A 23708-nucleotide genomic window follows, 5' to 3' on the forward strand; every position below is an offset into this window, starting at 1 on the left:
ATGAAGAGTACGGACCCGTTTCGATAGCCGGTGAGTCGGATGCGAAGAACCTATTGGGCCACGACCGCGATCGTCGTGGGGGAGTGTGCCGTCGGCGGCGTGATGGACCTGTTCAGGATGGCGCCGTTCTACCCGATGCTGATCGACCTCGGGTATCCGAGCTACCTGTCGACGATCCTCGGCGGCGCCAAGCTCGCCGCGGCGGTGGTGATCGCCGTACCGGGGCTGCCGCGGCTGAAGGAGTGGGCGTACGCCGGGGTGCTGATCAACATGACCGGTGCGGCGGCGTCGAACTTCGCGGCGCAGCAGTACTCCGGGATGGTCGCCCCCGCCGCGTTCGCCGTACTGGCGCTCGCGTCGTGGGCGACCAGGCCCCGGAGCCGGAAGCTGCTAGCGGCTGAAGCCCGCGGTGAGGCCGCTGAGCAGTTGCCGGCGGCTCACGGCGTACAGCAGCACGATCGGTAGCGTGGTCAGCACGACGGAGGCGAGCACCGCCGGTACGTTCACGCTGTACTGCCCCTGGAACGTCCACAGCGCCAGCGGCAGCGTGCGCTTGTCGGGGCTCTGGGTGAGAATCAGCGGCAGTAGGAACCCGTTCCAGACGCCGAGGCCGTTGTAGATGCTGACGGTCACCAGCGCGGGCCGGGTGAGCGGCAGCGCGAGCTTGCGCATCATGCCCCACTCGGACGCGCCGTCGACCCGCATCGACTCGAACAGCTCCTTCGGTACGTCGCGGATGAAGTTCGCGAGCACCAGGACCGACAGCGGGATCGCGAACGCGATCGACGGCAGGATCAGCGCCAGCAGGCTGTCGTACAGGTGCATCTTGATGATCAGCAGGTAGACCGGGATGATCGTCGCCTGCAACGGGATCGCCAGTCCCATCAGGAACAGGCCGTTGACCCCGGCAAGGAACTTGCTGCCCGCGCCGCGGATGATGGCGTACGCCGCCATGAACGAGATCGCGACCGCCGGGATGATCGTGCCCGCGGTAACGATCACGCTGTTCAGGAAGTACCGCGGGAAGTCCGACTGGATGACCAGCTGGTAGTTGTTCGTGGTCGGCGCGGACGGCAGTGCGAACGGGTTCTGGGTGAAGTACGCGCTCTGGTCCTTGAAGCTGGTGACCACGATCCAGTACAGCGGGATCAGCACGATCAACAGCCAGATCCAGCCGGCCAGGCCGCCGAACCAGTTCAGCTGCAGGAGTTTACGGACCCGCATCGTTCACGCACCTTCCTGCTGGCTGGCCGTCGTACTGCCGCCCAGCCTGCGCAGCAGCAGCGCGAGGGCGAGGCCGAGGAGCACGATCAGCGCGGCGATCACGCTGGCCGGGCCCATCTGGTTGGACATGAAGCCGCGCTTGTACATGTCGAGCGCGAGCACCCGGGTGGCGTCACCGGGACCGCCCGCGGTGAGGACGAAGATCAGGTCGAAGAAGGTCAGTGAGCCGACCACCATCAGCGTCGAGGACGTGATGATCGTGTACTTCAGCTGCGGCACCGTGATGCTGAAGAACTGCCGGACCCGGCCGGCGCCGTCGATCGAGGCCGCCTCGTACATCGTGGTCGGGATCTGCCGGACGCCGCCTTGGTAGATCAGCGAGTGGAACGGGATGAACTGCCAGGACACGATGAAGATCACCACGCCGATCGCGAGGTTGCTGCGGCCGAGCCAGTCCTGGGTGAGGAAGCCGATCTTCAGGCCGGCGCCGAGCCCGAAGTTCGGGTCCAGCAGTGCCTTGTAGGTGATCGCGATCGCGGCCGAGCTGAGCAGCAGCGGGATGAAGTACAGCACCGCGAGGAACGCGCGGTACCGCTGCCGCCCGGCCAGGAACGTGCCGAGCAGCAGGCTCATCGGCGTCTGTACGGCCCACGAGAGGATCATGATCTCGAAGGTCACCAGGATGCTGTGCGGCAGCTGCGGGTCGGTGAGCACCGTCTTCCAGCTGGCGAACCCGGCCGGATGGATCGCGCCGAGCCCGTCCCACTGGGTGAAGCTCAGGACCAGTACGCCGACCAGTGGGACGACGCCGAACACGACGAACAGCAGGAGTGCGGGCAGCACCATCCAGGCCACCGAACCGCTCCGCCCGGCACCGGACGACGGTTGTTGCTGGGTAGCCGCCGGTGCGACGGGCGGAGCGGTAACGGTCACTGGCCAATCACCGCGTTCATGTTGCTGGCGAACTGCTGCGGCGAGATCGACAGCTGGAACAGCTTCGCGATGTTGTCGAGCAGGGTCTCGGCCTGGGTCGGGCTGAGCGCCTGGTCCCAGGACTGCGCGAAGTTCTTCGCGTTCGCCGAGGTGTCGTAGACGAAGTTCAGCCACTCGGAGTCGTTCTTGTCCGTGATCGCGGAGAGCTTGTCCTTCGAGCTCTTCGCGACCGCGATGTTGCCCGACTTCACCCAGTCCGCGACGGACGCGTCGTCCAGCGTGTAGTTCGCGAGGAATTTCTTCGCGGTCGCCTTGTCGGCGTCGCTGGCCTTCGATGAGATCGACAGGTACTGGCCTGGGTTGCCGACGGTGTCGCTCGGGTCACCCTTGCCGCCGTCGACCGGCGGGAAGTTCATGTAGCCGAGGTGCCCGCCGGTGACGAAGTCGCCGCCGGAGGACTTCATGTTGCCGTACGTCCAGGCGCCGTGCAGCATCATCGCGGCCTTGCCGGTGAACAGCAGCGCCTGGTCGGCGTTCGAGTCGGCGGTGATCGAGGAGAAGCCCTTGATGAAGCCGTTCGCCTTGATCAGCTTCTGCATCTCCTCGAGTGCCTTGATCGCGGACGGGTCGGACCAGCCGTCCTTCTTGCCGTCGTAGATGTTCTGGAAGACCTCGCTGCCGCCGATCCGGTCGAACAGGAACTCCAGCCACATCATGTTGGTCCACCGCGACTGGCCGCCGAGTGAGAACGGCGCGATGCCCTTGGCGTTGAACTTCGGCACCAGGTCCATGATGTCGCCCCAGGACTTCGGGGGCTCGGCGCCGATCTTCTCGAAGGAGCGCTTGTCGTAGAACAGCACGATCGGGGTCACGGTCTCGACCGGCATCGCGTACGCCTTGCCGTTCACCGTCGCGGCACCGAACGCGGACGGGAAGATCGACTCCTTGAGCTTCGCGTTCTGGCTGAAGAAGTCGGTCAGGTCCTCGACCTGGTTGGCCTGCACGTAGCTCTTCAGGCCGCCGCCGCCCCAGCCCCAGATCAGCGTCGGGCCCTGGCCGGCCCCGATCGCGGTCTTGATCTTCTGCTTGAACGCGTCGTTCTGGAACTCGGTGGTCTTGAGCTTGGTGCTCGAGTTCGCGTCGTTGAACCGCTTGACCTGCGCCTCGCGGATCGCCTGCTGCGGCTGTCCGGTGAGGAACCAGTACGAGGCGCCGCTGCCGGTGCCGCCACCGGCACCGGTGGTGGAACCGGGAGTGCTGCTCGGGCCGGAGCTACCGCAGGCCGCGAGGCCGGCGGCCAGCGCGCCGCCGCCGACCAGCCCTAGGAAAGTACGCCGGGATGTCGTGTTGGGATCCACAGTGATCTCCGTACTCCGTGCTGCCCCCACAGGTTGCGGAAGCACCTGCCGATATGACTTGTTTTCGAAACATAGATTTCGGGGAAAGGGCTGTCAAGACTTGAACTAAGGACTTTTCGGGGTCACAGTGAGGTCACGCAATCGCCTGGTCAGACAGGAGATTCACAGATCGGTGCGAGTGTCGTGGGGGCGCTCGGCGGGAATCGAAAAGTTTCGATAATTGCTCACCGAAACGAATGGAGATTTTCTTGTCCAGCTCGACCGATCGCCCCTGGTCCGACCCGTCGCTGCCTGCCGCCGAGCGGGCCGGACTGCTGCTGGCGGCGATGACGCTGGAGGAGAAGGTCGCGCAGCTCGGCAGCCGCTGGGCCGGGAACGACATGGCCGACCAGGAGCTGGCTGAGCGGTCACCGGACGAGACGATCAACGTCGCGCCGATGGAGGACGTGTTCTCGACCGGCGGTTCGCTCTCGCTGGAGGACGCGAGCCGGCACGGTCTCGGCCACCTCACCCGGGTCTGGGGCAGCTACCCGCAGTCGGTCGAGCAGGGCGTCGCCGAGGTGATCCGGCAGCACGAGGTGGTGCTGAAGGGATCCCGGCTCGGCGTACCGGCGCTGGTGCACGAGGAGTGCCTGACCGGCTTCACGACGTACGGCGCGACCGTGTACCCGGCGTCGATCGCGTGGGGCGCGACGTTCGACCCGGGGCTGGTGGAGCGGATGGCGGCCGCGATCGGGCGGGACATGGCCGCGGTCGGCGTCCACCAGGGGCTGTCGCCGGTGCTCGACGTGGTGCGCGACTACCGGTGGGGACGGGTCGAGGAGACGATCGGCGAAGACCCTTACCTGGTAGGGATTCTGGGCTCGGCGTACGTCCGCGGGCTGCAGAGCGCGGGTGTGCTCGCGACGCTGAAACATTTCGCCGGGTACTCCGCGTCCCGCGCCGGCCGGAACCACGGGCCGGTGTCGATGGGCCGCCGCGAACTGCTGGACATCATCCTGCCGACGTTCGAGACCGCGATCGCGACCGCCGGCGCCGGGTCGGTGATGAGCTCGTACGCCGACCTCGACGGCCTGCCCGCGAGCGCCGACCCGTGGCTGTTCACCGACGTACTGCGTGACGACTGGGGCTTCGAGGGCACCGTCGTGTCGGACTACTGGGCGGTGCCGTTCCTGGCGTCCATGCACCGGGTCGCCGCCGACGACGCGGACGCCGGCGTACTCGCGCTGATGACCGGGACGGACGTGGAACTCCCGGACACCGTCGGGTATGCCGGGCTGGTCGACAAGGTCCGCTCCGGCGAACTCTCCGAGGACCTGATCGACCGGGCCGCCCGCAGAATCCTGCAGCAGAAGGCCGAACTCGGCCTCCTGGACGCCGACTGGACTCCCGAAAGCTCGGTGAGCAACGAGTCCATCGACCTCGATTCGGAACAGAACAGGGGCATCGCGACCGAGCTGGCCGAGAAGTCGATCGTCCTCCTCGACGCGGGCACGGCCCTCCCACTCACCAACCTCACGAAGGTGGCCGTAGTAGGGCCGTGCGCGAACGACCCCCGCACGCTGATGGGCTGCTACGCCTTCCCGAACCACGTCCTGCCGCGCTACCCGGAGCGCGGGCTGGGGATCACCGTCCAGTCACCTTTAGATGCCTTGCGCAACGAGTTGTCCGGCGTCGAGTACGCCGAGGGGTGTGCGGTGACGGGCGACGACCGCTCCGGGTTCGAGCAGGCCGTTGCCTTGGCCAAGGACTCCGACGTGACGGTGGCCTTCGTGGGTGATCTGTCGGGGTTGTTCGGTCACGGGACCTCGGGGGAAGGGGGTGACGCCGAGGACCTGCGGCTGCCCGGCGTACAGGGCGAGCTTGTCGATGCGTTGCTCGACACCGGGAAGCCGGTCGTGCTCGTGGTGGTGTCGGGGCGGCCGTACTCGCTCGGGGAGTATGCGGATCGGCTCGCCGGGTTGGTGCAGGCGTTCATCCCCGGGCAGGAAGGCGCGGCCGCGATCGCCGGGGTGCTGAGCGGGCGGATCGTGCCGAGCGGGAAGCTGCCGGTGCAGATCCCGCGGCACGTCGGCGGGCAGCCGGGGACGTACCTGCAGCCGGCGTTGGGCAGCGTCGAGAGTGCGGGGATCAGCGGTCTCGAGACACGGCCGTTGTACCCGTTCGGCTACGGCGCGTCGTACACGACCTTCTCCGTCGAGGACCTGCGGCTGAGTGCGACCGAGATCGGCAGCGACGGCGAGTTCACCGCGACCGTGCGGGTCCAGAACACCGGCGGCCGGGCCGGTGACGAGGTTGTGCAGTTGTACCTGCGGGACGTGGTCGCCCGGGTGGCGCGGCCGTTGAAGCTGCTGACCGGGTTCGCGCGGGTGTCGTTGGAGCCGGGACAGGCGGCCGATGTCACGTTCCGCGTGCATGCCGATCGCACGGCGTACACGGGTCCGGACCTGCGCCGGATCGTCGAGCCGGGGGAGTTCGACGTGATGGTGGGCACGTCTGCGCTGGACCTGCCGTGTCGTGCGATGCTGCGGATGACCGGGGATGTGAGGGTGGTGGGGCACGACCGGGTCCTGACGACGCCGGTGTCGATCAGCACGGACCCCGGAGGAGGGTGACGAGAGATGTCGCGGTTGAAGGGGCGCGTCACCCTGGCCACCGTCGCCGGATCGGCCGGAGTCTCGATCGCCACGGTCTCCAAGGTGCTGAACGGGCGCAGTGACGTCTCGCCGGCCACCCGGGCCCGGGTCCAGGAGGTGCTGGAGAAGCACGGGTACGTCGGGCGCCGCCCGGAGCCGGTGCAGCGCGAGACGGTCGAGCTGTTCTACCAGGGCGTCGTCAACGCGTATTCGGTCGAGGTGATCCAGGGCGTCGTCGAGGCGGGCCAGGCGGCTGGTGTCGACGTGGTCCTGAACTCCCGGCCGAAGCACCCGCCGTCCGCGGGCGCCGCCCCGGGCCGGGCCGCGACCTGGATCCGGCACCTGATCGCGAACGGCCGCCGGGCCGCGATCGGGCTCACCAGTTCGCTGGCCGAGGCCGACCTGGCGGCGTTGTCGCGGGCCCGGTTGCCGATCGTGGTGATCGACCCGGCGAACACCCCGGAGCCGGACGTGACCAGCGTCGGCTCGACGAACTTCGCCGGCGGGATGGCCGCGACCCAGCACCTGCTGTCGCTCGGCCACCGGCGGATCGCGTACATCGGCGGCCCGCCGACGTCGCGCTGCAACCAGGCCCGGATGAGCGGCTACCGAAACGCGATGGAGTCGGTCGGTGCGGGCATCCCGACGGAGTACGTCTGGCTGAGCGACTTCCTGTACGACGACGGCGTGGCCGCCGGGGCCGCGATGCTCGACCTGCGGGACCGGCCGACCGCGATCTTCGCCGGCAGCGACGAGGTGGCGCTCGGGGTCCTGGAGGCGGCCCGGGCGCGCGGGCTCCGGGTCCCGGAAGACCTGAGCCTGGTCGGCTTCGACGACACCGAGGTCGCGCGGCTCGCGTCACCGCCGCTCACCACGGTCCGGCAGCCGCTCCGCGAGATGGGCGCGGTCGCGCTCCGGACGGCGCTGCAGCTCGCGGCGGGGGAGTCCGTGGCGTCGCACCACGTCGAGCTCGCCACCTCGCTGATCGTCCGCGGCTCTGCGGCCCAGCACGGCCTGTCGTCGATCGCGGCGTCCTGATCAGTCGCGGCGGTCGGCGATCGTCCGGGTCGCCAGGACCGCGGCGACCAGGACCGCCAGGCAGAGCACCGCGAGCAACGTCGTCGGTACGGCGTTGACGGCCGCCGTCTTCTCGTCCGACAGCACCTTCATCAGCGCGCGGATCGGCGAGATCCGGCGGATCATCATCAGCAGGATCAGCGTCACCGCGGACAGCATCGCGATCCCGATCCGCCGGATCACCAGCCGCGAGCACAGCACCCCGATCGAGGCCCCGAGCAACGCCGCCGCGAGCTGCGACCCCACGCCGATCAGGACGTCGCCCGCCGTCACCTGATGGCTGCCGGTCACGATCGGGCAGATCAGCCCGAACACGAGCAGCGGCGCACACCAGCTCAGCACCACCGCGATCGTCATCGCGAGCACCCGCAACGAACTCCCGACCGTGACCAGCGTGATCTGCCGCTGCGTCGGGTCCTCGTGGTTCACGATCGCGACCGTCATCCACGTCGAGCAGACGAACATCACCAGCACACAGAACCCGTACGACGACTGCAGCGGCCCGTTGTCGGACGTCGTACCGACCGCGATCACGCCGAAGAAGATCAGCATCGGCGGGAGGTACCGCTGGGAGAGCAGCACGCTGTGCATCAGGTACCGGTACAGCGCGCTCATCGGACCCGCCGTACCGTCGTGACCGACCAGCCGTGGTTCAGCGCGGTGAGCAGTGCCGCGTCGTGGCGGCCCGTCGGCAGCGTCAGCGTGACGCGTCCGTCCTGCCGTCGTACGTCGAGGACGTCGGGATGGCGCAGCCAGTCGATCTCGGCACCCGGGACCAGCGAGACCTCGGTGAGGCTCAGCTGCTCCTCGGTCGTGGTGAGCCGGCCACGGGTGATCTCGCAGACCCGGGTCGCGGTCATGCGGACGGTCTCGGCCGAGTGCTCGGTGAACACGACGGCGGCGCCCTGCCCGGCGGTCTCGGTGAGCAGCTCGCGCAGGGTGCTGTGGGTGGCGGCGTCGAGACCGGACCACGGTTCGTCGAGGACGAGCAGCTCGGGCGGGTCGAGGAGCGCCTGGGCGACCGCGACCTTATGCGCGTTGCCCTTGGACAGCTTGCGCATCGGGGTATCCGAGCCGCCCGAGAGCGCGAGCCGCTCCAGCAGCTCGTGCGAACGGTCGCGGGCCGCCTGGGTGCTGAGCCCGCGGATCCGTCCGAGGTGTCGCAGGTACGCCGCCGCGGACAGCCGGTCGTGCGATGCGAACACGTCCGGGACGTAGCCGACGACCCGGGCGGCCCGTTCCACGGAGCCTGCGGACGGGTGCGACAGGCCGACGAGCAACCGCAGTACGGTCGACTTGCCCGAGCCGTTGGCGCCGATCAGCGCGACCAGTTCACCCGCGTTCAGGTGCAGGTCGACGTCGGTCAGGATCTCCCGCCGCCCGTACCGTTTGGAGACCCTCCGCAGCCGCACCGCTTCCATGCGGCGAGCCTATCCGGCGGAGCGGTCTCGTCAGCCCGACGGAGACCAGCAGCGACGCCGCGGCGCACAACGTCATGGTCTGCGCGGGCGAGGTCAGGTCGGCCAGCGCACCGGCCAGGATCGCGACCACGCCGAACGTCGTCATCCGCAGTGCGGACTCCAGCCCGAGCACCTGCCCGCGGAGTTCGAGCGGAGTGAGATCGACGAGCAACTCCTGCTGCGCGAGCGACGCCGAGTACCCGCTGCTGCCGATCGCGACCAGGACGCACAGCACCGCGATCGGCAGGTCGAACGCGAACCCAAGGAACGGTACGGCGAGCACCAACCGCAGCACCTGCCCCGCGATCCGGCGGCCGTTGCGGCTCAGGAACCGCCCGACCACGAGATCACCGGTCATCATCCCGGCCGCCCCGGCGGCGAGCAGCCAGCCCGCGCGCGAGCCGGCGTACGGGACGAACAACGCCTCGCAGCCGACGATCAGCCCGTTCGGGATCGCGAGCGCGACGAACAACGGCCGGGTACGTCGCTGCGCGAGCAGCGTGCGGTTGCCGCGCCAGGTCTCCGCGAGGCCGGTCCGCGCGACCCGCCGCGGCGGCCGGTCCCGGAGCCCGAACCGGTTGACCGGTACGGCGACCGCGGAGAAGCCGACGGCCAGCCAGAGCACGGTCGACGGGCTGAGCGCCTGCAACAGGACGCCGGCGATCCCGAAGCCCGCGATCTGCATCGCGCCGACCGACAGGTTGATCGCGGATCGGCCGAGCACGAACTGCCGCTCGTCGACCACCTCGCCGAGCAGTCCCCAGCGCGCGCCGGACCCGATCGACAAGCCGTACGCCAGCGCGAGCGCCAGCACCAGCCGCGCGCCGGGCGGCAGGTCGAATGCGGCCTGCGCCGCGACCTCGACGGTCGCGAGCAGGCTGAGCAGCGTGAGGATCTGCCGCGGCCGGGCCGTGTCGGCCGCCGACATCAACGTCGAGAGTCCGAGGATCTGCGCCAGCGATGGCCCGAACATGATCATCGCGGACAGCAGCGCAGACCCGGTCGCGGTGTCGACCATCAACGCGAGCGTCAGGCTGGTCATCGTCGCCGACGCGTTGCTCAGCGAGCTCCCGATCCACAGGTTCCGGAACTCGGCGTTGGCGAAGATCGCCCGGTAGGTGCCCATGATGTGCAGGATCGACGGCAGGCTCGTCGCCGCCTACAGTTTCGGGTGGAGGCGAAACGTTGTCCGAATTCCTGGTCGATGCCGACACGCTCGTGAACGCGCGGTTCGGGACCTCGCAGCTCACCGAGACGGTGGCCGCGCTGAAGCTGCTGCGGACGCCCGTCGAGCCGTGGTTCCGGCCGTGGAAGGACGCGCACGTGGCGGCGTACCGGGCGGTGCTCGACGCTCATCCGTTGTGGACGGCGCTGCTGGAGAGCGCGTTCGGGGTGAGCTGGGCGGCGGACTTCCTGACCGTGCCGCCGCTCGAGCCGGACCTGACGTTGGAGGCGGAGCTCGCGTACCTGACGTCGCTGGACGACGACCACATCCGCGCCGACCTCAGCGTCGTACGGACGCCGCTGCCGGCCATCGTCCGCGAGACGTCCGGGCTGTCCGCGGCCGCGGCGGAGCTGCTGCGCTGGGTGTGGACGGAGACGGTCGAGCCCGACTGGCCGCGGCGGCTGCGGGTGCTGCAGGCCGACGTCGTGTCGCGGACGGCGCGGCTCAGCGAGCAGGGGTGGTCCGGCGTACTGCGGGGACTCGGCCCGGACGTGCGGTGGCTCGGCGACGGGCGGATCCAGGTGAACCGGTGGGACTACCCGCCGACCGACGTCCGCGGGCGGGACCTGATGTTCATCGCGGCGCACACGCAGCGGGTCAACGTCAGCTGGCGGCTACCGGACCGGTTCGCGCTCACGTACCCGGTGACCGGGATCTTCGCGCCGACGGAGACGCCGGACGAGCCGTTGGTGCAGCTGCTCGGCCGGAACCGCGCGCTGATCCTCGCCGAGGCGGCCACGCCGGTCAGTACGACGTTGCTCGCGGCAACGACCGGGTTGTCGCTGGCAACGATCTCCGACCACCTGCGGGTGCTGACCGACGCGGGTCTGCTGGAGCGCCGGCGGTCCGGGCGCTCCGTCCTGTACTGGCAGTCCGACACCGGCCGCCGCGTCGTACGGCGGCCGGCATCGAACCCTCCCGAGCCCCGATGAGCTCGCACAGCCGGGCAGCTAACGGACCTCGAGCTCCGTGGAGAGCGGGAGGTCCGAAACCGACGAGCCGGCTCGGATCGTGAAAGCACCGGGCTCCGTCGTCCAGCCGTCGGCCCAGTGCTCGAAGGTGTGGTGGTGCAACTGGACCGTGATCTCGCGGGCCTGGCCGGCGTCCAGCCGTACGACGGCGAATCCCGCCAGCCAGCGCACCGGGCGGTCGACCGCGCTGTCCGGGCGTTCGACGTACACCTGGACGACGTGCTTGCCGGATCGGTCGCCGGTGTTGCGGACCGTCAGCGCGACCGACGACGGGTCGTTCGCGCGCAGGTCGGACAGCTCCCACGTCGTGTAGCCGAGGCCGTGGCCGAACTCGTACGCCGGCTCCGTGCCCGCCTTCAGCCAGGCGCGGTACCCGATGTGGATGCCCTCGTCGTACCGCACGACGCCGTTGTCCGGCGTGACGTCGATGACCGGTACGTCGGCCTGCTCGCGCGGCCAGGTGGTGGGCAGACGACCACCCGGCTCGGTCCGGCCGAGCAGTACGTCGGCGAGCGCATCGCCGTACTCCTGGCCGCCGAAGTACGTCGCCAGGACCGCCGCGACGTCGTCCCGCCAGGGGAGGAGGACGGGGGAGCCGGCGTTGACGACCACGACCGTACGCGGGTTCGCCGCGGCGACGGCGCGGACCAGGTCGTCCTGGCGGCCGGGGAGGTCGAGCGTCGTCCGGTCGTAGCCCTCGGACTCGACCTTCGAATTGGTGCCGACGACAACGAGCGCGACATCCGCGTCCCGGGCGGCGGCGACGGCCGCGTCGATCAGCGCCTGCGGGTCGTCGTTCGCCGGCTCGACGCCGACGGTGATGCTGAGGGCGTTGCCGAGGCCACCTTCCACCTTGGGCAGATCGAGCTCGACGCGGACGTCGACCGGCGTACCGGCGGTGACGTCGAGCGGGGTCGAGATCGACGGCGGGGACAGTAGCGCGGCGCCGAGGTCGGTGCCGACCGGTACGGCGGTGTCCTCGCGGAGCAGCTTGCCGTCGGCAAAGATCCGGCCCTTGCCGACCGACGCGAAGCCCAGGTTGACGGTGCCGGACTCGGTCGGGGTCCAGGTGGTGTGGAACTCGAAGACGGCGGACTCGCCGATCGGGGCGTTGCCGCCGAGATAGACCAGCGCGCTCGAGAACCGGTCCTCGGCGAACAGCTCCGCGCCGTCAGCCCCCAGGAACCGCACCCGCGCACCGGGCTCGCCACTCTCCGGGTGACTCATCGTCCCCAGCGGCAGCTCGGCGACACCTTCCTGAACGACCGCGCCGATCGAGTAGGTGACCTCGGCATCCGGCAGCGCCGCCCGAATCCCGTCGAGCGGCGAGACGACCTGCTTCGGGATCACGGTCGCGCTACCACCGCCCTGCGTGCGCGCATCCCGCGCGTTGTGCCCGATCACCGCGACTTTCTGGAGGTTCTTCCACGGGAGGATGCCGTCATTGCGGAGCAGGACGGTGCCTTCGGCTGCTGCGGTGCGGGCGAAGGCGACGCCGTCGACCTGCGGCGGGTCGGCGGGCTTCTCGGTGCCTTCCAGCGCGCCGACGCGGGCGGCGAGTGCGAGGATTCGGCGTACCTTGCGGTCGATCGCGTCCTCCTTCACCTCGCCGGAGCGGACCGCCGCGACCAGCGCGTCGCCCCAGGCGCCGATCGGGCCGGGCATCGCGAGGTCCTGGGAGTGCTTCGCGCTCTCGACGCTGCGGACCGCGGTCCAGTCGCTCACCACCACGCCGTCGAAACCCCAGTCGGTGTTGAGCGGCGTCTCGAGCAGGTCGTTCTCGGACGCGGTCGCGCCGTTGATCGAGTTGTACGCGCTCATCACCAGCCACGCCTTCGACTCGGTGACCGCCTTCTCGAACGCGAGCAGGTACACCTCGCGCAGCGTCCGCTCGTCGACCTCGACATTCGCGGTGAAGCGGTCGGTCTCGAAGTCGTTCGCGACGTAGTGTTTCGGGGTGGCGCCGACGCCGAGCTCCTGGACGCCGGCGACGTACGCGGCGGCGAGGTCCGCGGTCAGCACCGGGTCCTCGCTGAACGCCTCGAAGTGCCGCCCGCCCAGCGGTGAACGGTGCAGGTTGATCGTCGGGCCGAGTACGACGTCGACGTTCTTGCGGCGCGCCTCGAGCGCCGACACCACGCCGTACCGGTGGGCGATCGAGACGTCCCAGGAGGAGGACAGCGCGGTCGCGGACGGGAGGTTCAGCGACGGGTCGCGCTCGTCCCAGACCGGGCCGCGGACGCCGCTCGGACCGTCGGACAGCACCATCGAGCGGAGGCCGATCGCGGGCAGCGCGTGGGTGGACCAGAAGTCCTGGCCGGTGAGGATCCGGACCTTCTCCTCCAGGGAGAGCCGGCCGAGCAGGTCGTCGAAGTTCATGCCGACGATGCTACGACCCAAAACCGAGTGATGCTAGGTTTTGGGTATGGCTACTTCCCGGGGTCCGTACGCGAAGGGAGTCGCGAAGCGCGCCGAGATCCTGCGCGCGGCGCTCGAGGTGATCGCGCGGCACGGCTACCGCAAGACGTCGACGCGCGAGCTGGCGGCCGCCGCCGGGCTCAGCGAGGCCGGCATGCTGCACTACTTCGGCTCGAAGGAGAAACTCTTCGAGGGGGTACTCCGGGCCCGCGACGAGGCCGACGCCGCCCGGTTCGCCGACGAGGACCCGATCGACGGCCTGGAGGCAGTCATCCGGCACAACGGCACCGTGCCCGGACTGGTCGAGCTCTACTCCACGTTCTCCGCCGAGGCCGGCGATCCCGAGCACACGTCCCACCAGTTCTTCGTCGACCGCTACGCGGCCCTCCGCACCCGCCTCGCCGACACCATCCGCACCCGCCAGTCCGAAGGCAGCATCACCCCGGAAGCCGACCCCGACACCATCGCCACCCTCCTGATAGCCCTGTCCGACGGCCTCCAGATCCAGTCCCAGTACCAACTGACCACGGACCCGTCCGACGCCTACCACCACCTCCTCACCCTCCTCGCCACCCCGGGCGCGCAATAGTTGACCCATGACACCCACCCCACCCGAAGGCGAGGTCACCCCAACAACCGCCGAGGGGCACGCACCCACCACCTCCACACCTCCGGCGCAGGCAGCTGCAGGAGGTGCTGCCGCACCTGAAGGTAAAGGCGGGGAAGGGCCTGCGGAAGAACCCGCCGCAGGCGGCTCCGGTGCGCCAGCTGGTGTGGGGAGGCGGGTGTTGGGGTGGGAGGTTTGGCTGGTTTTGGGGTTGTCGTTGGGGGCTTCGGGGGTTGCGGCGGTTATTTCGTTTGCGGGGGTGTTGACGTCGGGGAAGCCGTTGGGTGGGCAGACGGCGGTGATTGTGGGGTCGCGGGCGCCGGGGCGGCCTTGGCTGGATTTGGCGTGGCAGGTGTTTGCGGTGGTGACGGCCTTGGTGCCGGTCGCGCTGGTGGGGCATCTGCTGGCGCGGGGCAAGGAATCGCTCGGCACGATCGGGTTCGACCTGCGGGACCGCCGCCGCGACCTCGGCCGGGGTACGGCGATCGCGGCGGTGATCGGCGGCGCGGGACTGCTGTTCTACATCGGTGCACACGCGGCCGGCGTGAACCTGACGGTCGACCCGTCGCAGCTCCCGGACTACTGGTGGCGGATCCCGATCCTGATCGCCGTCTCCGCGCAGAACGCCGTACTCGAGGAAGTCATCGTGCTCGGCTACCTCAACCACCGGCTCGACCAGCTCGGCTGGTCGGTGCGCCGCGCCACCGCGACCAGCGCGCTGGTCCGCGGCTCGTACCACCTCTACCAGGGCCTCGGCGGCTTCGCCGGCAACGTGATCATGGGTGTGATCTTCACGTACCTGTACCGCCGCTGGGGCCGCGTGATGCCGCTGGTCGTGGCCCACACCCTGATCGACACCACCGCACTGATCGGTGCGACGTACCTGCTCGGCAAGGTCTCCTGGCTCCCCAGCTGAGACTTTGGGCAGCTGTAAAGACTGACGCGTAACCGATCGGCCTCCCGGCGGGTTGTTGGAGACGTGACAGTCAACGGGGAAATCACGAATCCGCCAGAAATCGATGCCGGACTGGCCGCCGCCGCGCTCGCGGTGTTCGCGCACCGGCACGAGGTCGTCCATCTGCTGTACGCCGCCACCGACGAGCCGGACGCGCTCACCCGGATCGGCGGCCTGCTGAAGGTCGACGAGGCGACCATCGCGCGCGTCCTGGACCAGCCGCTGCGCTGGATGCTTCCGCAGTTCCGCGCCGAGCTGGAGACGATCGCGGCGACGCCCGACGCCACTCCCGCGGCCGCTCCGGACAGTACGCCGGCCATGGAGAAGGCGGCCGCCGCCAAGTAATCGCAGTACAACGCACCGCTCCATCGCCTAGGTTGGAGCGGTGTACACGCATGGGCGGGACATCCTGGAAATCGCGGACGAGCTGACGACGGCGTACGTCGAGGTGTTCACGGCGCCGCCGTTCGAACACCGCGACGCCGACGAGACCCGGGCCGCGTTCCGGAAACGGCTCGAGGGCGACGCCGAGCGGGACGGGTTCCAGGCGTGGGTGGAGCGGTCGGAGGACGGGCGGATCGCCGGGTTCCTGACCGGCTGGACGACGCCGGCGCCGTTCCGGACCGATCGGTCGTACGGCAGCGTGCTGGACCGGATCGGCGCGGAGCAGGTCGACGAGCTGCTGGTCGGCGCGTTCGAGGTCGACGAGCTCGGCGTCCTCGCCCATGCCCGCGGTACCGGCCTGGCCCGCCGCCTGCTGGAGTCGGCGACCCGCGTCAACACCCGCGCCTGGCTGCTCGCCTGGAACCAGAACCACGCCGCGATCGCCTTCTACCGCCACCTCGGCTGGCAGGAACCCGAGGTCCGCGGCCCCGAAACCGACATCCTGGTCTTCGTGAACGGCGCTTTCCGGAAAGAAAACGGCACCATCTGACGAATTCTTTCCGGAAAGTCAGAGGTTGAAGAGGGCCTGGGCGGTGGTGTGGGTGATGGCGGCTTGTTCGGCTGGGGTTAGGGCGGCTGCCTCCAGGGCGCCCAGGGCTACGGACGGGTCGATGAGGGTGGCGTCGGTGCCGAACATCATCCGGTCGTGGCCGATGCGGTCGAGGATCCAGCGGATCCGGTTCGCCTCCGGCGCGGACCAGCACGGCTCGAACCAGATCCGGTCGGTCCGGTCGGCGGCTTCGGGGACGCGGGGCCAGCCGTTCGCGCCCATGTGGCCGGCGAGGACCCGCGCGCCGGGGACCCGGGCCGCGACGTCGGCCAGGTCGACCACGGTGTCGCCCCAGGTGTGGACGAGGGTCGGCAGGCCGTACTCCGTGGTCAGCTCGATCGCGGCCTGCATCGGCGGCGTGCTGATCGGCGTCCGGCTGTACTCGCTGTGGATCTTCGCGCCGACCCACCGCGTCCGGCCGTCGCCGGCGAGGAGTTCGTCGAGGTCCTTGCGGGCCTCGTCCAGCCGTCGCGGGTCGACGACGATCATGCCGCGCAGCCGCGGGTCGGCCGGGAGCTGGGCGGCGAGCGAGCGGTTGCCGAGCGGGGCGTCGTACACGATCGCCTCGATCGCGGAGACCAGCTGCAGGTCGATGCCGAACCGGTCCAGCCCGTCGATGTTCACGCCGATGCTCGCGACGTCCATCGAGAAGAACCACGGACCCCAGTGCGCGTGGACGTCGATCAGCATGTCGCCTCCAGCAGGGTCTCGAGGCTGCGGCTGCCGGCCTGCGCGATCTCGTCGGGGCTCAGCTTCGAGGTCAGCAACCGGCGTACGACGGACCGGGTCTCGTGGAACGGGGTCCGGCAACCGAGGACGAGCCGTTCCGCGCCGACCTCGGCGGCGACGATCTCCAGCGAGTCCGGCCCGGTCAGCATCCGCGTCGAGGTGTGGAACCCGGGCTCCGAACGCGCGAGCAGCACGAAGTCGCCGAGGTAGTAGAAGTGCGTGTCGAGGAACACCACCCGGGCGCCGAGCCCGCGCAGCGCCGGTCCGACCTTGCGGACGTCGCCCTCGGTGAAGATCGTCAGCCCGGCGTCGGCGAGCAGCCGGGCGACGTGCTCGAACGACGGGTACCCGGGCTCGACCGCCTGTGCCGTCGGCGCCAGCCGGACCGCCCGCGGCGGCGCGTCGCCGCCGAGCAGCCGCTCCAGCTCCTTCTCGGCGCCGAGCGGGTCGCGCAGGTCCAGTACCGGGCAGGCCGTCCATCCGTTGCCAGCGGCAACCTCCGTGGCCTCGGCGTTCCCGGACGGTACGTCGAAGTGCACGGCCCGTAGCGCGGACACCATGCCGCCGGAGATCCCGCTGTCCGCGAGGACCTTGGCGATGTTCTCGGGCCGTCCCCAGCGGCCCGTCGTCACGTCGTGCCCGACCAGGATGTCGCAGTCGAGCAGCCGGGGTGTCTCACTCATCGGGGCTCCAGGGCGCTGTGGACCTTGCGGACGGCGGCGGCGATGTCGTCGACGTCGGCGTCGGTGTAGTTCTCGTTCCAGGGCAGGACGAGCAGGGTACGGCCGATCAGTTCCTCGGCGTTCGGGCACAGGCCGACCGGGTACTCGACGTCCTGCAGCGGGTACCCGGAGTTCCCGTACGTCACACGCTCGCGGACGGCGGGCGCGGCGTACAGCGGGCTGGTCAGGTAGCCGCCGTTCGCCGGTACGCCTTCGGCCGTCAGCGCTGCGGCCCATTCGCGCATGTCGCCGGCGGCTGCGGAGATGATGAGCGGGTACTGCCAGTAGACGTGGTCGCCGCCGTCGGGTGGTGCCGTGACGCCGGCCAGGTCACCGATCGCGGCGGTCAGCCGGGCGGCCGCCGTACGCCGATCCTTGACGACGCCGCGGAGCTTCGTGAGCTGGGCGCGGGTCACCGAGGCGACCAGTTCGGTCATCCGGTAGTTCAGCGCCAGGAACAGGTACGTGCGTTCGTCGGTGTCGCGCGGCCAGCCCTTGTCCGCGAACAGCCGCATCCGGCGCGCGTGCTGCGCGTTGTCGGTGACGGTCAGCCCGCCGTCGCCGGCGCTGATGTGCTTGGTCTGCTGGAGGCTGAAGCAGCCGATGTGCCCGATGCGGCCGACGTACGTGTCGCCGACCGGCGCGAGGTACGCCTGCGCGCAGTCTTCGATCAGCAGGATCCCGTGCCGGTCGCACAGCTCACGGAGCTCCCGGACAGCGGCCGGCTTGCCGAACAGGTGCACGACGATCACCGCCCTGGTCCGCGGCGTGATCGCGGCCTCGACCGTCTCCGGCGTCAGGTTCCCGGTGATCGGGTCGACGTCGGCGAACACCGGTACGGCGTTCTGCATCATGATCGGGAACACCGTGCCCATGTCGCTGATCGGCGTGGTGATGATCTCGTCGCCCGGATCCGGGTTCACCGCCGCGACGGCCAGGTGCAGCGCCGCGGTCCCCGAACTGCACGCGACCGCGTACCCGGCGCCGAGCAGCGAGGCGAACTCCATTTCCAGCGCCGGCACCTCGGCACCCCAGGTGGCCGACAGCATGCCGCTGCGCAGCACCCGCTCCACGGCTTTCACCTCGTCGTCGCCGAACCGCCTCCCGCTGGCGTCCATCGTCGACGGCAGCGGCTCGGTGCGGACCGGCGTACCGCCGTCCCGTGCGAGCTTCTCCATGACAGCAATCCCTCCGTTGGTTGCTCAGGGCAATGGCAGTTGGACGAGGTCGCGGTCGGACAGGCCCCACACGCTGTGCCGGGTGCCGCGGACCGGCGCCAGTTGCGGGACGGTGTACCACCCGTCGCCGAGCTTGTTCACCAGCAGTTTCGCCGTCCCCGGGCCGAGCTGGTACAGGTTCCCGCCGAAGTTCGTCTCACAGTAGACCCCGGTCCGGTCAACGAAGAGCTGACCGTAGCCGGAGAGCTGGTTCGTGCCTTTCGAGACTGCTCGCGTCCGCAGGTCGTACGTGAACCACGAGCCGCTGGTCCGCTTCAGGACGCCGTACAGGACTCCGTTGTGGACGGCGACGCTCTGGATCGAGCGTTCTCCGGCCAGCGGCTCGGCGGTCCAGAGCAGCTCGCGCCGGGCGAGGTCGAACGCGGCGATCGCGGCGCTGGCCCGCGTTGGAGTGATGCCGCCACCGCCGACCACGTCGCCGCCGAGGTACGCGATGCCGTCGACGACGTGGACCGACATCACGCTCTGGTCGGGGAGTACGCCGTAGTGCACGTCCAGCTCGCCCGTGCGGACGTCGAGCAGCGTGAGGGCGCCGGTGAGCTTTCCGGTGCCGGGCGCGGACGCGATCGCGAGCAGCTTCGACCTCTCGTCGTACGCCGCCTGCCAGGGGCGGATCTGCTCGTGTCCGATTGTGCCGAAGCTGTGGACGTCCTTGGTGCGCGGGTTGACCCGGACGACCTCGGTGCTCGGGTACAGCGCCGTGTAGAGCTCGCCGCGGATCCAGGTGAGCGTCTTGGCCTCACCCGCGACGCGGAGCCGCCGGACCTGGTCGCCTGCGTGTTCGGAGACGACCCAGTGGCCGCCGACGTACAGGTGCGGGTCGCCGAGCGCGATCGACTGCGGCTTGTCCGGCGCGGGCGTGAACCCGGCGTCGACGAGATCCAGCAGCTCGAACGCACCGGTCCGTACGTCGAGCCACCAGAGGACGCCCGATCCGGTCGAGCCGAGCAACGTGTCCGGATCGAGCAGCACGATCCGCCGGTGCTCGTCCGCGGGCGCGGGCGTGCCGACCGCGGTGAGGACGGCGTCGGTGGGGCCGCACGACCACACCGTGCCGGACGTGCGGGTGGTGAGGTACGCCGTACCGTCGGCGGCGACCGTGAGCGCGTCGACGCCGGTCTCGCCGGTGGGCAGTGGGACGGTGCGTACGTCGGTGCCGTCGAGGGCCATCGTGAGGAGCGCTTGGCTGCTGCCTGCGTAGAGGCGGTCGGGGGCGGCGGCGAACGGGCCGAAGTTCTGGCCGCGGGCACTTGCTGGTGTGAGGTCGTGGAAGGTGCTGGTGGTGCGGTCGTAGGCGACGAGCTGCGACGGGGTGTAGATGCCGGCGTACACGTAGTTGCCTGCGGCACCGACGTACCGGCCGTACTGGGCGCCGGGAACGGGGGTGCCGAGCTGGGTCGGTTTGTTGGTCGCGGGGTCGATCTGCCAGACGGCGCCGTTCGGGTAGCTGACCGCGAAGACCTGGCCGTCGGGGGAGGTGGTGAGGTCCCAGACGAAGCCGCCGGCGCCGGCGAGGCTGCCGACCCGGGTGAGGGATGCGTCGGCCGGGTCGAAACAGTAGACGTCGGCGACCGGGTAGAGGCCGACGTACACCTTGCCGGCGGCAACGGTGATGCCCCAGCCGCCTTCGCCGACGGGGAGTTCGACGGTTCTTGTGACGCGGCGGGTGGTGAGGTCGACCTCGGTCAGGCGGGGTGGGACGATGCCGCGGCTGATCAGGTAGGCGTGCCCGCCGAGCACAGCCATCGCGACAACAGCCGCAGTCGTCACCGCAGGCCCGGTGGTCGGAAGTGTCGTGCCGTCGATCGGCCCACGCGCGCGTGCGGTGGTGGGGAGGGCGGTGAGCGCAGTGCTTGCGAGGGCTCCTGTGAGGGCGGTTCGACGGGTGAACTTCATCGGAGACCGCCGATCCGGACCAGGTTGCGGCCCTTGATCGTGTACAGCGCGTCCCCGTTGCGCGACGCCGTGATCAACGGATAGCTGTAGATCTGCGCCCCAAGCCCGTCGACCACGGTGCTAACCGTCGTACCGTCGACCTTGAAAACACGTGTGCTGTCGGTCCCGTACAACCCACCGCGAGCAATCGCCAGCCGACTCTGCCCGCTGCCGATCGTCGCGCTCCCGAGCAGCTTCCCGGTGCGCGGATCCAGTACGGCGAGCCGCCCGTCGTCGGTGGTCGCGTACAGCCGGCCCCGATACACCACCACGTCGCTGTAGCTCTGCGCCTTCGCCAGCGGCGCCGTCTCCCACAGCGTCCGGTTGCTCCGCAGGTCGAACGCCACAACAGTTGCCTCCGGCAAGATCGGGTCGGTGCCGAGGCTGTTGCGCGTCGCCCCACCGAGGTACGCGACCCCGCCGGCGGTGTCCACGGACCGCACCGACTGCTGCGGCACGACCCCGCGATGCACCTCCCGCTGCCCGCTGTCGAGATGCTGCTCGACCAGCGTCCCGTCGTACTTCCCGTAGTCGGGCTCGGTGGAGATGAGCCACGTCCGCGATCGTTCGTCGTACGCCGCATCCGTCGGGCGGGTCTGCTCGTTCCCGATCTGCCCGAGCTCGTGCAGCGCCGTACCGTCGGGCTGCATTTGCCAGAGCCGGGCGAGCGTGTAGACGCCGAGGTACACGCTCTGCCCGACCGGTGTCATCGTCTTCGCCTCACCGGGCAGGAACGTCCGCGTACTCGTACCGGTCGCCAGATCGTGCACCTGGATGCCGGCCTTCCCGCTGACCAGCACCGACGACCGCGTCGCGGTGATCGCCATCGCCTGTTCGGGCGCGGGCGGCAACCCGGCCTGTCCGAGGTCGGTCCCGGTGAACGCCCCGGTCGTCTCGTCGAAGTCGACGACCTGGCTGGTCAGCTCGGCGCGGACCGTGCCTCCGCCGGCGAAGATCCGGTTGAAGTACGCCCCGTCGTACGGCGACCCGAGCCGCGTCAGCGCGGCGTCGCGGTACCGGTAGAGCGTGCCGGACGGGCGGGTGCCGAGGTAGACGTCGGCGCCGCTCAGCGTGATCGCGGTGACGTACTGGTCGCCGCCCGGCGTCTGGACCTCCACCGGGTTGCTCAGGTCGTTCGTGTCGTAGACGAGCATCGTGCCGGTGGGGGAGAGGCCCGCGGCGAGCTTCGTCCCGTCGAGCGCGAGCGTGGCGACGAACGTCCGGTCCGCGTACTTCGCCGGCAGGATCTCGCGGCGCGCGCCGGTCGCCCGGTCGATCGCGATCAGGTGCGCCTTGGTGCCGACGCCCGCGTAGATCGTGGTCGCGTCGGCGGCGATGCTCCGGACGTACTGTTCGCCGGCGGCCGCGGCGCCGTACGACCGGGTCGCGCCGGTGGCCGGGTCGTACTCGTGGACCGCGCCGTCCGGGTAGGTGCCGGCGACGATTCTGCCGTCCGGGGTCGCGGCGATCGACCAGATGAACGAGCCGAACTGCGCGACCTTCGTCGCGGTGCCGGTCGTGGTGTCGACCTTGTAGACGTCGCCGGGCGTGTAGAGCCCGATGTAGAGGTCGGTGCCGAGGTGCGTCATCGCCCAGGCGCCGGCGCCGGTCGGCAGCGAGAGCTTGCGGTCGACGGTCCTGGTCGCGGGGTCGAAGGATCCGACCTGGACGGGGGAGACGCCGGAGGTGATGGTCCAGATCCGGTCGCCGACCTGCTCGGCGACGCTGGTCGAAGTGACGGCGGACGCCGGGCCGAGGTCGGTTACGGCCGGGGCCGGAAGTGTGGCGTGCGCTGGTGCGGAAACACTCACGAATCCTGTGCAGATGAGAAGAACACTGATCAATCCCCGTGCGAATCGCTTGTCCACAAGGCCTCCCGGGACAGTGCGCACCGAATTACGGTCATGGCTGAAATTAGCCGGACGTGCGTGAGTGCGTCAACCGTTCGGGAAACAATCAGCTCTGAACGATTTACAGATGGACGCGGTAGACCACCAGCGGACGGCCGCTGCCGGTGCCGAGTTGGGTGCCGGTGGCGTCCGCGAGGCCGGCGCGTTCGAGGCGGTTGAGGACTCGGCGGGCGGTGCGCGGCTGGATGCCGAGGTGGTCCGCGACCGAGCGCGTCGTCAGGCCGTCGTCCGGCGTGGCGCGGACGAGTTCCTGGAGGCGTTCGAGGGTCGCCTTCGAGAGGCCGGCGCGCTGGGCGAGCAGCTGGAGTTTCGAGCGCTGCTGCGCGCGGGGCGCGGCGCCGCCGACCAGGACCAGGTCGATGTCGTTGCGCAGCGACACCACGGCCGCCGTACGGCCGGCTGTCTTCGCGCGGCCGAGGGCGCGGCGGGCCAGTACCTCGGTCTCGGTCCCGGAGCCACCGATGCCGAACCCGATCCGGACCGGCCCGAACTGTTCCTTCAGCCGGGTCAGCATGCTCAGCTCGGTGAACGCGGCGGTCGCCTGCTCGAGCGGTCCGCGGGTCGCGATCACCAGCCAGCGCTTGTCGTCGTACCGCAGCACGCTGCCGCCGAGCGAGCCCGCCTCGCGGCGCAGCGCACTCTCCGCGTCCGGCGCGATCTCGACCAGCCCGAGCGCGATCTGCGCATCGTCGCTGCGCAATGCGTCATGAACGAGCAGCAGACTGTTCACCGCCGTGCGCACCGAGTGCACCGACGGCGCGAGCCGGACCGTTGTCTGCTCGGTGCGGAGCTTCTCGTACGCCGACCGCAGACAGGTGATCGCGACCTCGGCCTTCGCCTGCCGGTGGAACGCGACGATCTCGTCCAGGCTCAGCCCCGGCCGGTACGGCAGCACCTTGACGCCGCGCATCGGCAGCCCGACCTCGTCGAACGTCTCCCGGACATCGGCCTCGTCGAGCACGTCGATGCTCAGCGACCTCACGTCGTGGCCCTCACTGAGCAATTGCACGAGGGTCCGCATCAGCGTGGCGCCGGTGTACTCGACATGCGCGGCCGGCCGGTCGAGCAGGTCCTGCGCGGCGGCGATCTGGTACGGGACCACACCGGTGAACAGCCACGCGTCGACGCTGCCCGGCGCGTCCGCCATCACCTTCGGGGTGTCGGTCTCCCGGCGGTACCGCAGCGGCACGACCTCGACGCCGCGCAGACCCTTCACGATCCGGCTGCTGGAGGTGACCAGGTCCGACGGTCCCACTACTCCGATCGTCGTCACCATGCGCGGGTCCCCATGCGGGCCAGTCTCGCCAGAACACCCG

At 69.9% G+C, this 23708-nt stretch carries 21 protein-coding genes; 8 read left to right on the plus strand and 13 right to left on the minus strand.

Annotated features, from left to right (window positions below; translation table 11 throughout):
• The first annotated feature begins 39 nt into the window (after nt 1-39).
• On the plus strand, nt 40-465 hold the full coding sequence (locus tag ACXJJ3_RS40085; RefSeq protein ID WP_458167252.1) for a DoxX family protein: 426 nt from the start codon (nt 40-42) through the stop codon (nt 463-465).
• Here ACXJJ3_RS40085 and ACXJJ3_RS40090 read toward each other — a convergent pair.
• The 3 genes from ACXJJ3_RS40090 to ACXJJ3_RS40100 all read right to left on the minus strand — a co-directional run bounded on the left by ACXJJ3_RS40090 (nt 391) and on the right by ACXJJ3_RS40100 (nt 3515).
• Nucleotides 391-1224 carry a carbohydrate ABC transporter permease gene (locus ACXJJ3_RS40090; RefSeq protein ID WP_458167253.1) on the minus strand — a complete coding sequence of 278 codons (834 nt, stop codon included), beginning with the start codon at nt 1222-1224 and terminating at the stop codon, nt 391-393. The genes ACXJJ3_RS40085 and ACXJJ3_RS40090 overlap by 75 nt on opposite strands.
• A gap of 3 nt (nt 1225-1227) precedes the next feature.
• Nucleotides 1228-2070: a carbohydrate ABC transporter permease gene (locus tag ACXJJ3_RS40095; protein WP_458171999.1), complete on the minus strand. Its 843-nt coding sequence runs from the start codon at nt 2068-2070 to the stop codon at nt 1228-1230.
• Between the two features lie 83 nt (nt 2071-2153).
• On the minus strand, nt 2154-3515 hold the full coding sequence (locus ACXJJ3_RS40100; protein ID WP_458167254.1) for an extracellular solute-binding protein: 1362 nt from the start codon (nt 3513-3515) through the stop codon (nt 2154-2156).
• Nucleotides 3516-3763: 248 nt separating this feature from the next.
• On the opposite strand from ACXJJ3_RS40100, the gene ACXJJ3_RS40105 reads away from it, so the two are divergent.
• Nucleotides 3764-6130, plus strand: a complete 2367-nt coding sequence (locus tag ACXJJ3_RS40105) for a glycoside hydrolase family 3 N-terminal domain-containing protein (protein ID WP_458167255.1) — start codon at nt 3764-3766, stop codon at nt 6128-6130.
• Between the two features lie 6 nt (nt 6131-6136).
• Nucleotides 6137-7189 carry a LacI family DNA-binding transcriptional regulator gene (locus tag ACXJJ3_RS40110; protein ID WP_458167256.1) on the plus strand — a complete coding sequence of 351 codons (1053 nt, stop codon included), beginning with the start codon at nt 6137-6139 and terminating at the stop codon, nt 7187-7189.
• Here ACXJJ3_RS40110 and ACXJJ3_RS40115 read toward each other — a convergent pair whose 3' ends face one another.
• The 3 genes from ACXJJ3_RS40115 to ACXJJ3_RS40125 are packed head-to-tail and all read right to left on the minus strand — an operon-like array spanning nt 7190 to nt 9814.
• A complete protein-coding gene (locus ACXJJ3_RS40115) occupies nt 7190-7843 on the minus strand; it encodes a hypothetical protein (protein WP_458167257.1) in 654 nt (217 codons plus the stop codon).
• The gene (locus ACXJJ3_RS40120; RefSeq protein ID WP_458167258.1) at nt 7840-8649 is read right to left on the minus strand and encodes an ATP-binding cassette domain-containing protein; all 810 of its coding nucleotides are present in this window, start codon (nt 8647-8649) and stop codon (nt 7840-7842) included. The genes ACXJJ3_RS40115 and ACXJJ3_RS40120 overlap by 4 nt, the downstream gene beginning before the upstream one ends.
• Complete coding sequence (locus ACXJJ3_RS40125) at nt 8561-9814, minus strand: MFS transporter (protein WP_458167259.1); 1254 nt, start codon at nt 9812-9814, stop codon at nt 8561-8563. Before ACXJJ3_RS40125 ends, ACXJJ3_RS40120 begins: the two co-directional genes overlap by 89 nt.
• Nucleotides 9815-9873: 59 nt before the next feature.
• On the opposite strand from ACXJJ3_RS40125, the gene ACXJJ3_RS40130 reads away from it, so the two are divergent.
• Complete coding sequence (locus ACXJJ3_RS40130) at nt 9874-10845, plus strand: ArsR/SmtB family transcription factor (protein WP_458167260.1); 972 nt, start codon at nt 9874-9876, stop codon at nt 10843-10845.
• A gap of 18 nt (nt 10846-10863) precedes the next feature.
• On the opposite strand, the gene ACXJJ3_RS40135 is transcribed toward ACXJJ3_RS40130, so the two are convergent.
• Entirely contained in the window at nt 10864-13263 is a 2400-nt protein-coding gene (locus ACXJJ3_RS40135; RefSeq protein ID WP_458167261.1) for a beta-glucosidase H, read from the minus strand.
• A gap of 46 nt (nt 13264-13309) precedes the next feature.
• Between ACXJJ3_RS40135 and ACXJJ3_RS40140 the strand changes: the two genes are divergently transcribed.
• The 4 genes from ACXJJ3_RS40140 to ACXJJ3_RS40155 all read left to right on the plus strand — a co-directional run bounded on the left by ACXJJ3_RS40140 (nt 13310) and on the right by ACXJJ3_RS40155 (nt 15798).
• Nucleotides 13310-13891, plus strand: a complete 582-nt coding sequence (locus tag ACXJJ3_RS40140; RefSeq protein WP_458167262.1) for a TetR/AcrR family transcriptional regulator — start codon at nt 13310-13312, stop codon at nt 13889-13891.
• Nucleotides 13892-14270: 379 nt separating this feature from the next.
• Nucleotides 14271-14825, plus strand: coding sequence for a CPBP family intramembrane glutamic endopeptidase (locus tag ACXJJ3_RS40145; RefSeq protein ID WP_458167263.1), 555 nt, complete (start codon nt 14271-14273; stop codon nt 14823-14825).
• Between the two features lie 63 nt (nt 14826-14888).
• Nucleotides 14889-15209, plus strand: coding sequence for a hypothetical protein (locus ACXJJ3_RS40150; protein WP_458167264.1), 321 nt, complete (start codon nt 14889-14891; stop codon nt 15207-15209).
• Nucleotides 15210-15249: 40 nt separating this feature from the next.
• Nucleotides 15250-15798 (plus strand): GNAT family N-acetyltransferase, encoded by a 549-nt coding sequence (locus tag ACXJJ3_RS40155; RefSeq protein WP_458167265.1) that lies wholly within the window; start codon nt 15250-15252, stop codon nt 15796-15798.
• Between the two features lie 18 nt (nt 15799-15816).
• On the opposite strand, the gene ACXJJ3_RS40160 is transcribed toward ACXJJ3_RS40155, so the two are convergent.
• The 6 genes from ACXJJ3_RS40160 to ACXJJ3_RS40185 all read right to left on the minus strand — a co-directional run bounded on the left by ACXJJ3_RS40160 (nt 15817) and on the right by ACXJJ3_RS40185 (nt 23668).
• Nucleotides 15817-16548, minus strand: a complete 732-nt coding sequence (locus tag ACXJJ3_RS40160; protein WP_458167266.1) for an amidohydrolase family protein — start codon at nt 16546-16548, stop codon at nt 15817-15819.
• Nucleotides 16542-17270 carry a hypothetical protein gene (locus ACXJJ3_RS40165; RefSeq protein WP_458167267.1) on the minus strand — a complete coding sequence of 243 codons (729 nt, stop codon included), beginning with the start codon at nt 17268-17270 and terminating at the stop codon, nt 16542-16544. Before ACXJJ3_RS40165 ends, ACXJJ3_RS40160 begins: the two co-directional genes overlap by 7 nt.
• Nucleotides 17267-18487, minus strand: a complete 1221-nt coding sequence (locus tag ACXJJ3_RS40170) for a DegT/DnrJ/EryC1/StrS family aminotransferase (RefSeq protein WP_458167268.1) — start codon at nt 18485-18487, stop codon at nt 17267-17269. The genes ACXJJ3_RS40165 and ACXJJ3_RS40170 overlap by 4 nt, the downstream gene beginning before the upstream one ends.
• 24 nt (nt 18488-18511) lie before the next feature.
• Entirely contained in the window at nt 18512-20443 is a 1932-nt protein-coding gene (locus ACXJJ3_RS40175; RefSeq protein WP_458167269.1) for a hypothetical protein, read from the minus strand.
• Nucleotides 20440-22293, minus strand: a complete 1854-nt coding sequence (locus tag ACXJJ3_RS40180) for an outer membrane protein assembly factor BamB family protein (RefSeq protein WP_458167270.1) — start codon at nt 22291-22293, stop codon at nt 20440-20442. Before ACXJJ3_RS40180 ends, ACXJJ3_RS40175 begins: the two co-directional genes overlap by 4 nt.
• A 160-nt stretch (nt 22294-22453) precedes the next feature.
• Complete coding sequence (locus tag ACXJJ3_RS40185) at nt 22454-23668, minus strand: helix-turn-helix domain-containing protein (RefSeq protein ID WP_458167271.1); 1215 nt, start codon at nt 23666-23668, stop codon at nt 22454-22456.
• Nucleotides 23669-23708 lie beyond the last annotated feature (40 nt).

The organism is Kribbella sp. WER1, from assembly GCF_054189145.1.

Coding starts and splice junctions, on each gene's coding strand:
- ACXJJ3_RS40085 (WP_458167252.1), top strand. CDS start 40: ATGCGAAGAACCTATTGGGCCACGACCGCGATCGTCGTGGGGGAGTGT.
- ACXJJ3_RS40090 (WP_458167253.1), bottom strand. CDS start 1,224: ATGCGGGTCCGTAAACTCCTGCAGCTGAACTGGTTCGGCGGCCTGGCC.
- ACXJJ3_RS40095 (WP_458171999.1), bottom strand. CDS start 2,070: ATGGTGCTGCCCGCACTCCTGCTGTTCGTCGTGTTCGGCGTCGTCCCA.
- ACXJJ3_RS40110 (WP_458167256.1), top strand. CDS start 6,137: ATGTCGCGGTTGAAGGGGCGCGTCACCCTGGCCACCGTCGCCGGATCG.
- ACXJJ3_RS40115 (WP_458167257.1), bottom strand. CDS start 7,843: ATGAGCGCGCTGTACCGGTACCTGATGCACAGCGTGCTGCTCTCCCAG.
- ACXJJ3_RS40120 (WP_458167258.1), bottom strand. CDS start 8,649: ATGGAAGCGGTGCGGCTGCGGAGGGTCTCCAAACGGTACGGGCGGCGG.
- ACXJJ3_RS40125 (WP_458167259.1), bottom strand. CDS start 9,814: ATGGGCACCTACCGGGCGATCTTCGCCAACGCCGAGTTCCGGAACCTG.
- ACXJJ3_RS40135 (WP_458167261.1), bottom strand. CDS start 13,263: ATGAACTTCGACGACCTGCTCGGCCGGCTCTCCCTGGAGGAGAAGGTC.
- ACXJJ3_RS40140 (WP_458167262.1), top strand. CDS start 13,310: ATGGCTACTTCCCGGGGTCCGTACGCGAAGGGAGTCGCGAAGCGCGCC.
- ACXJJ3_RS40160 (WP_458167266.1), bottom strand. CDS start 16,548: ATGCTGATCGACGTCCACGCGCACTGGGGTCCGTGGTTCTTCTCGATG.
- ACXJJ3_RS40165 (WP_458167267.1), bottom strand. CDS start 17,270: ATGAGTGAGACACCCCGGCTGCTCGACTGCGACATCCTGGTCGGGCAC.
- ACXJJ3_RS40170 (WP_458167268.1), bottom strand. CDS start 18,487: ATGGAGAAGCTCGCACGGGACGGCGGTACGCCGGTCCGCACCGAGCCG.
- ACXJJ3_RS40175 (WP_458167269.1), bottom strand. CDS start 20,443: ATGAAGTTCACCCGTCGAACCGCCCTCACAGGAGCCCTCGCAAGCACT.
- ACXJJ3_RS40185 (WP_458167271.1), bottom strand. CDS start 23,668: ATGGTGACGACGATCGGAGTAGTGGGACCGTCGGACCTGGTCACCTCC.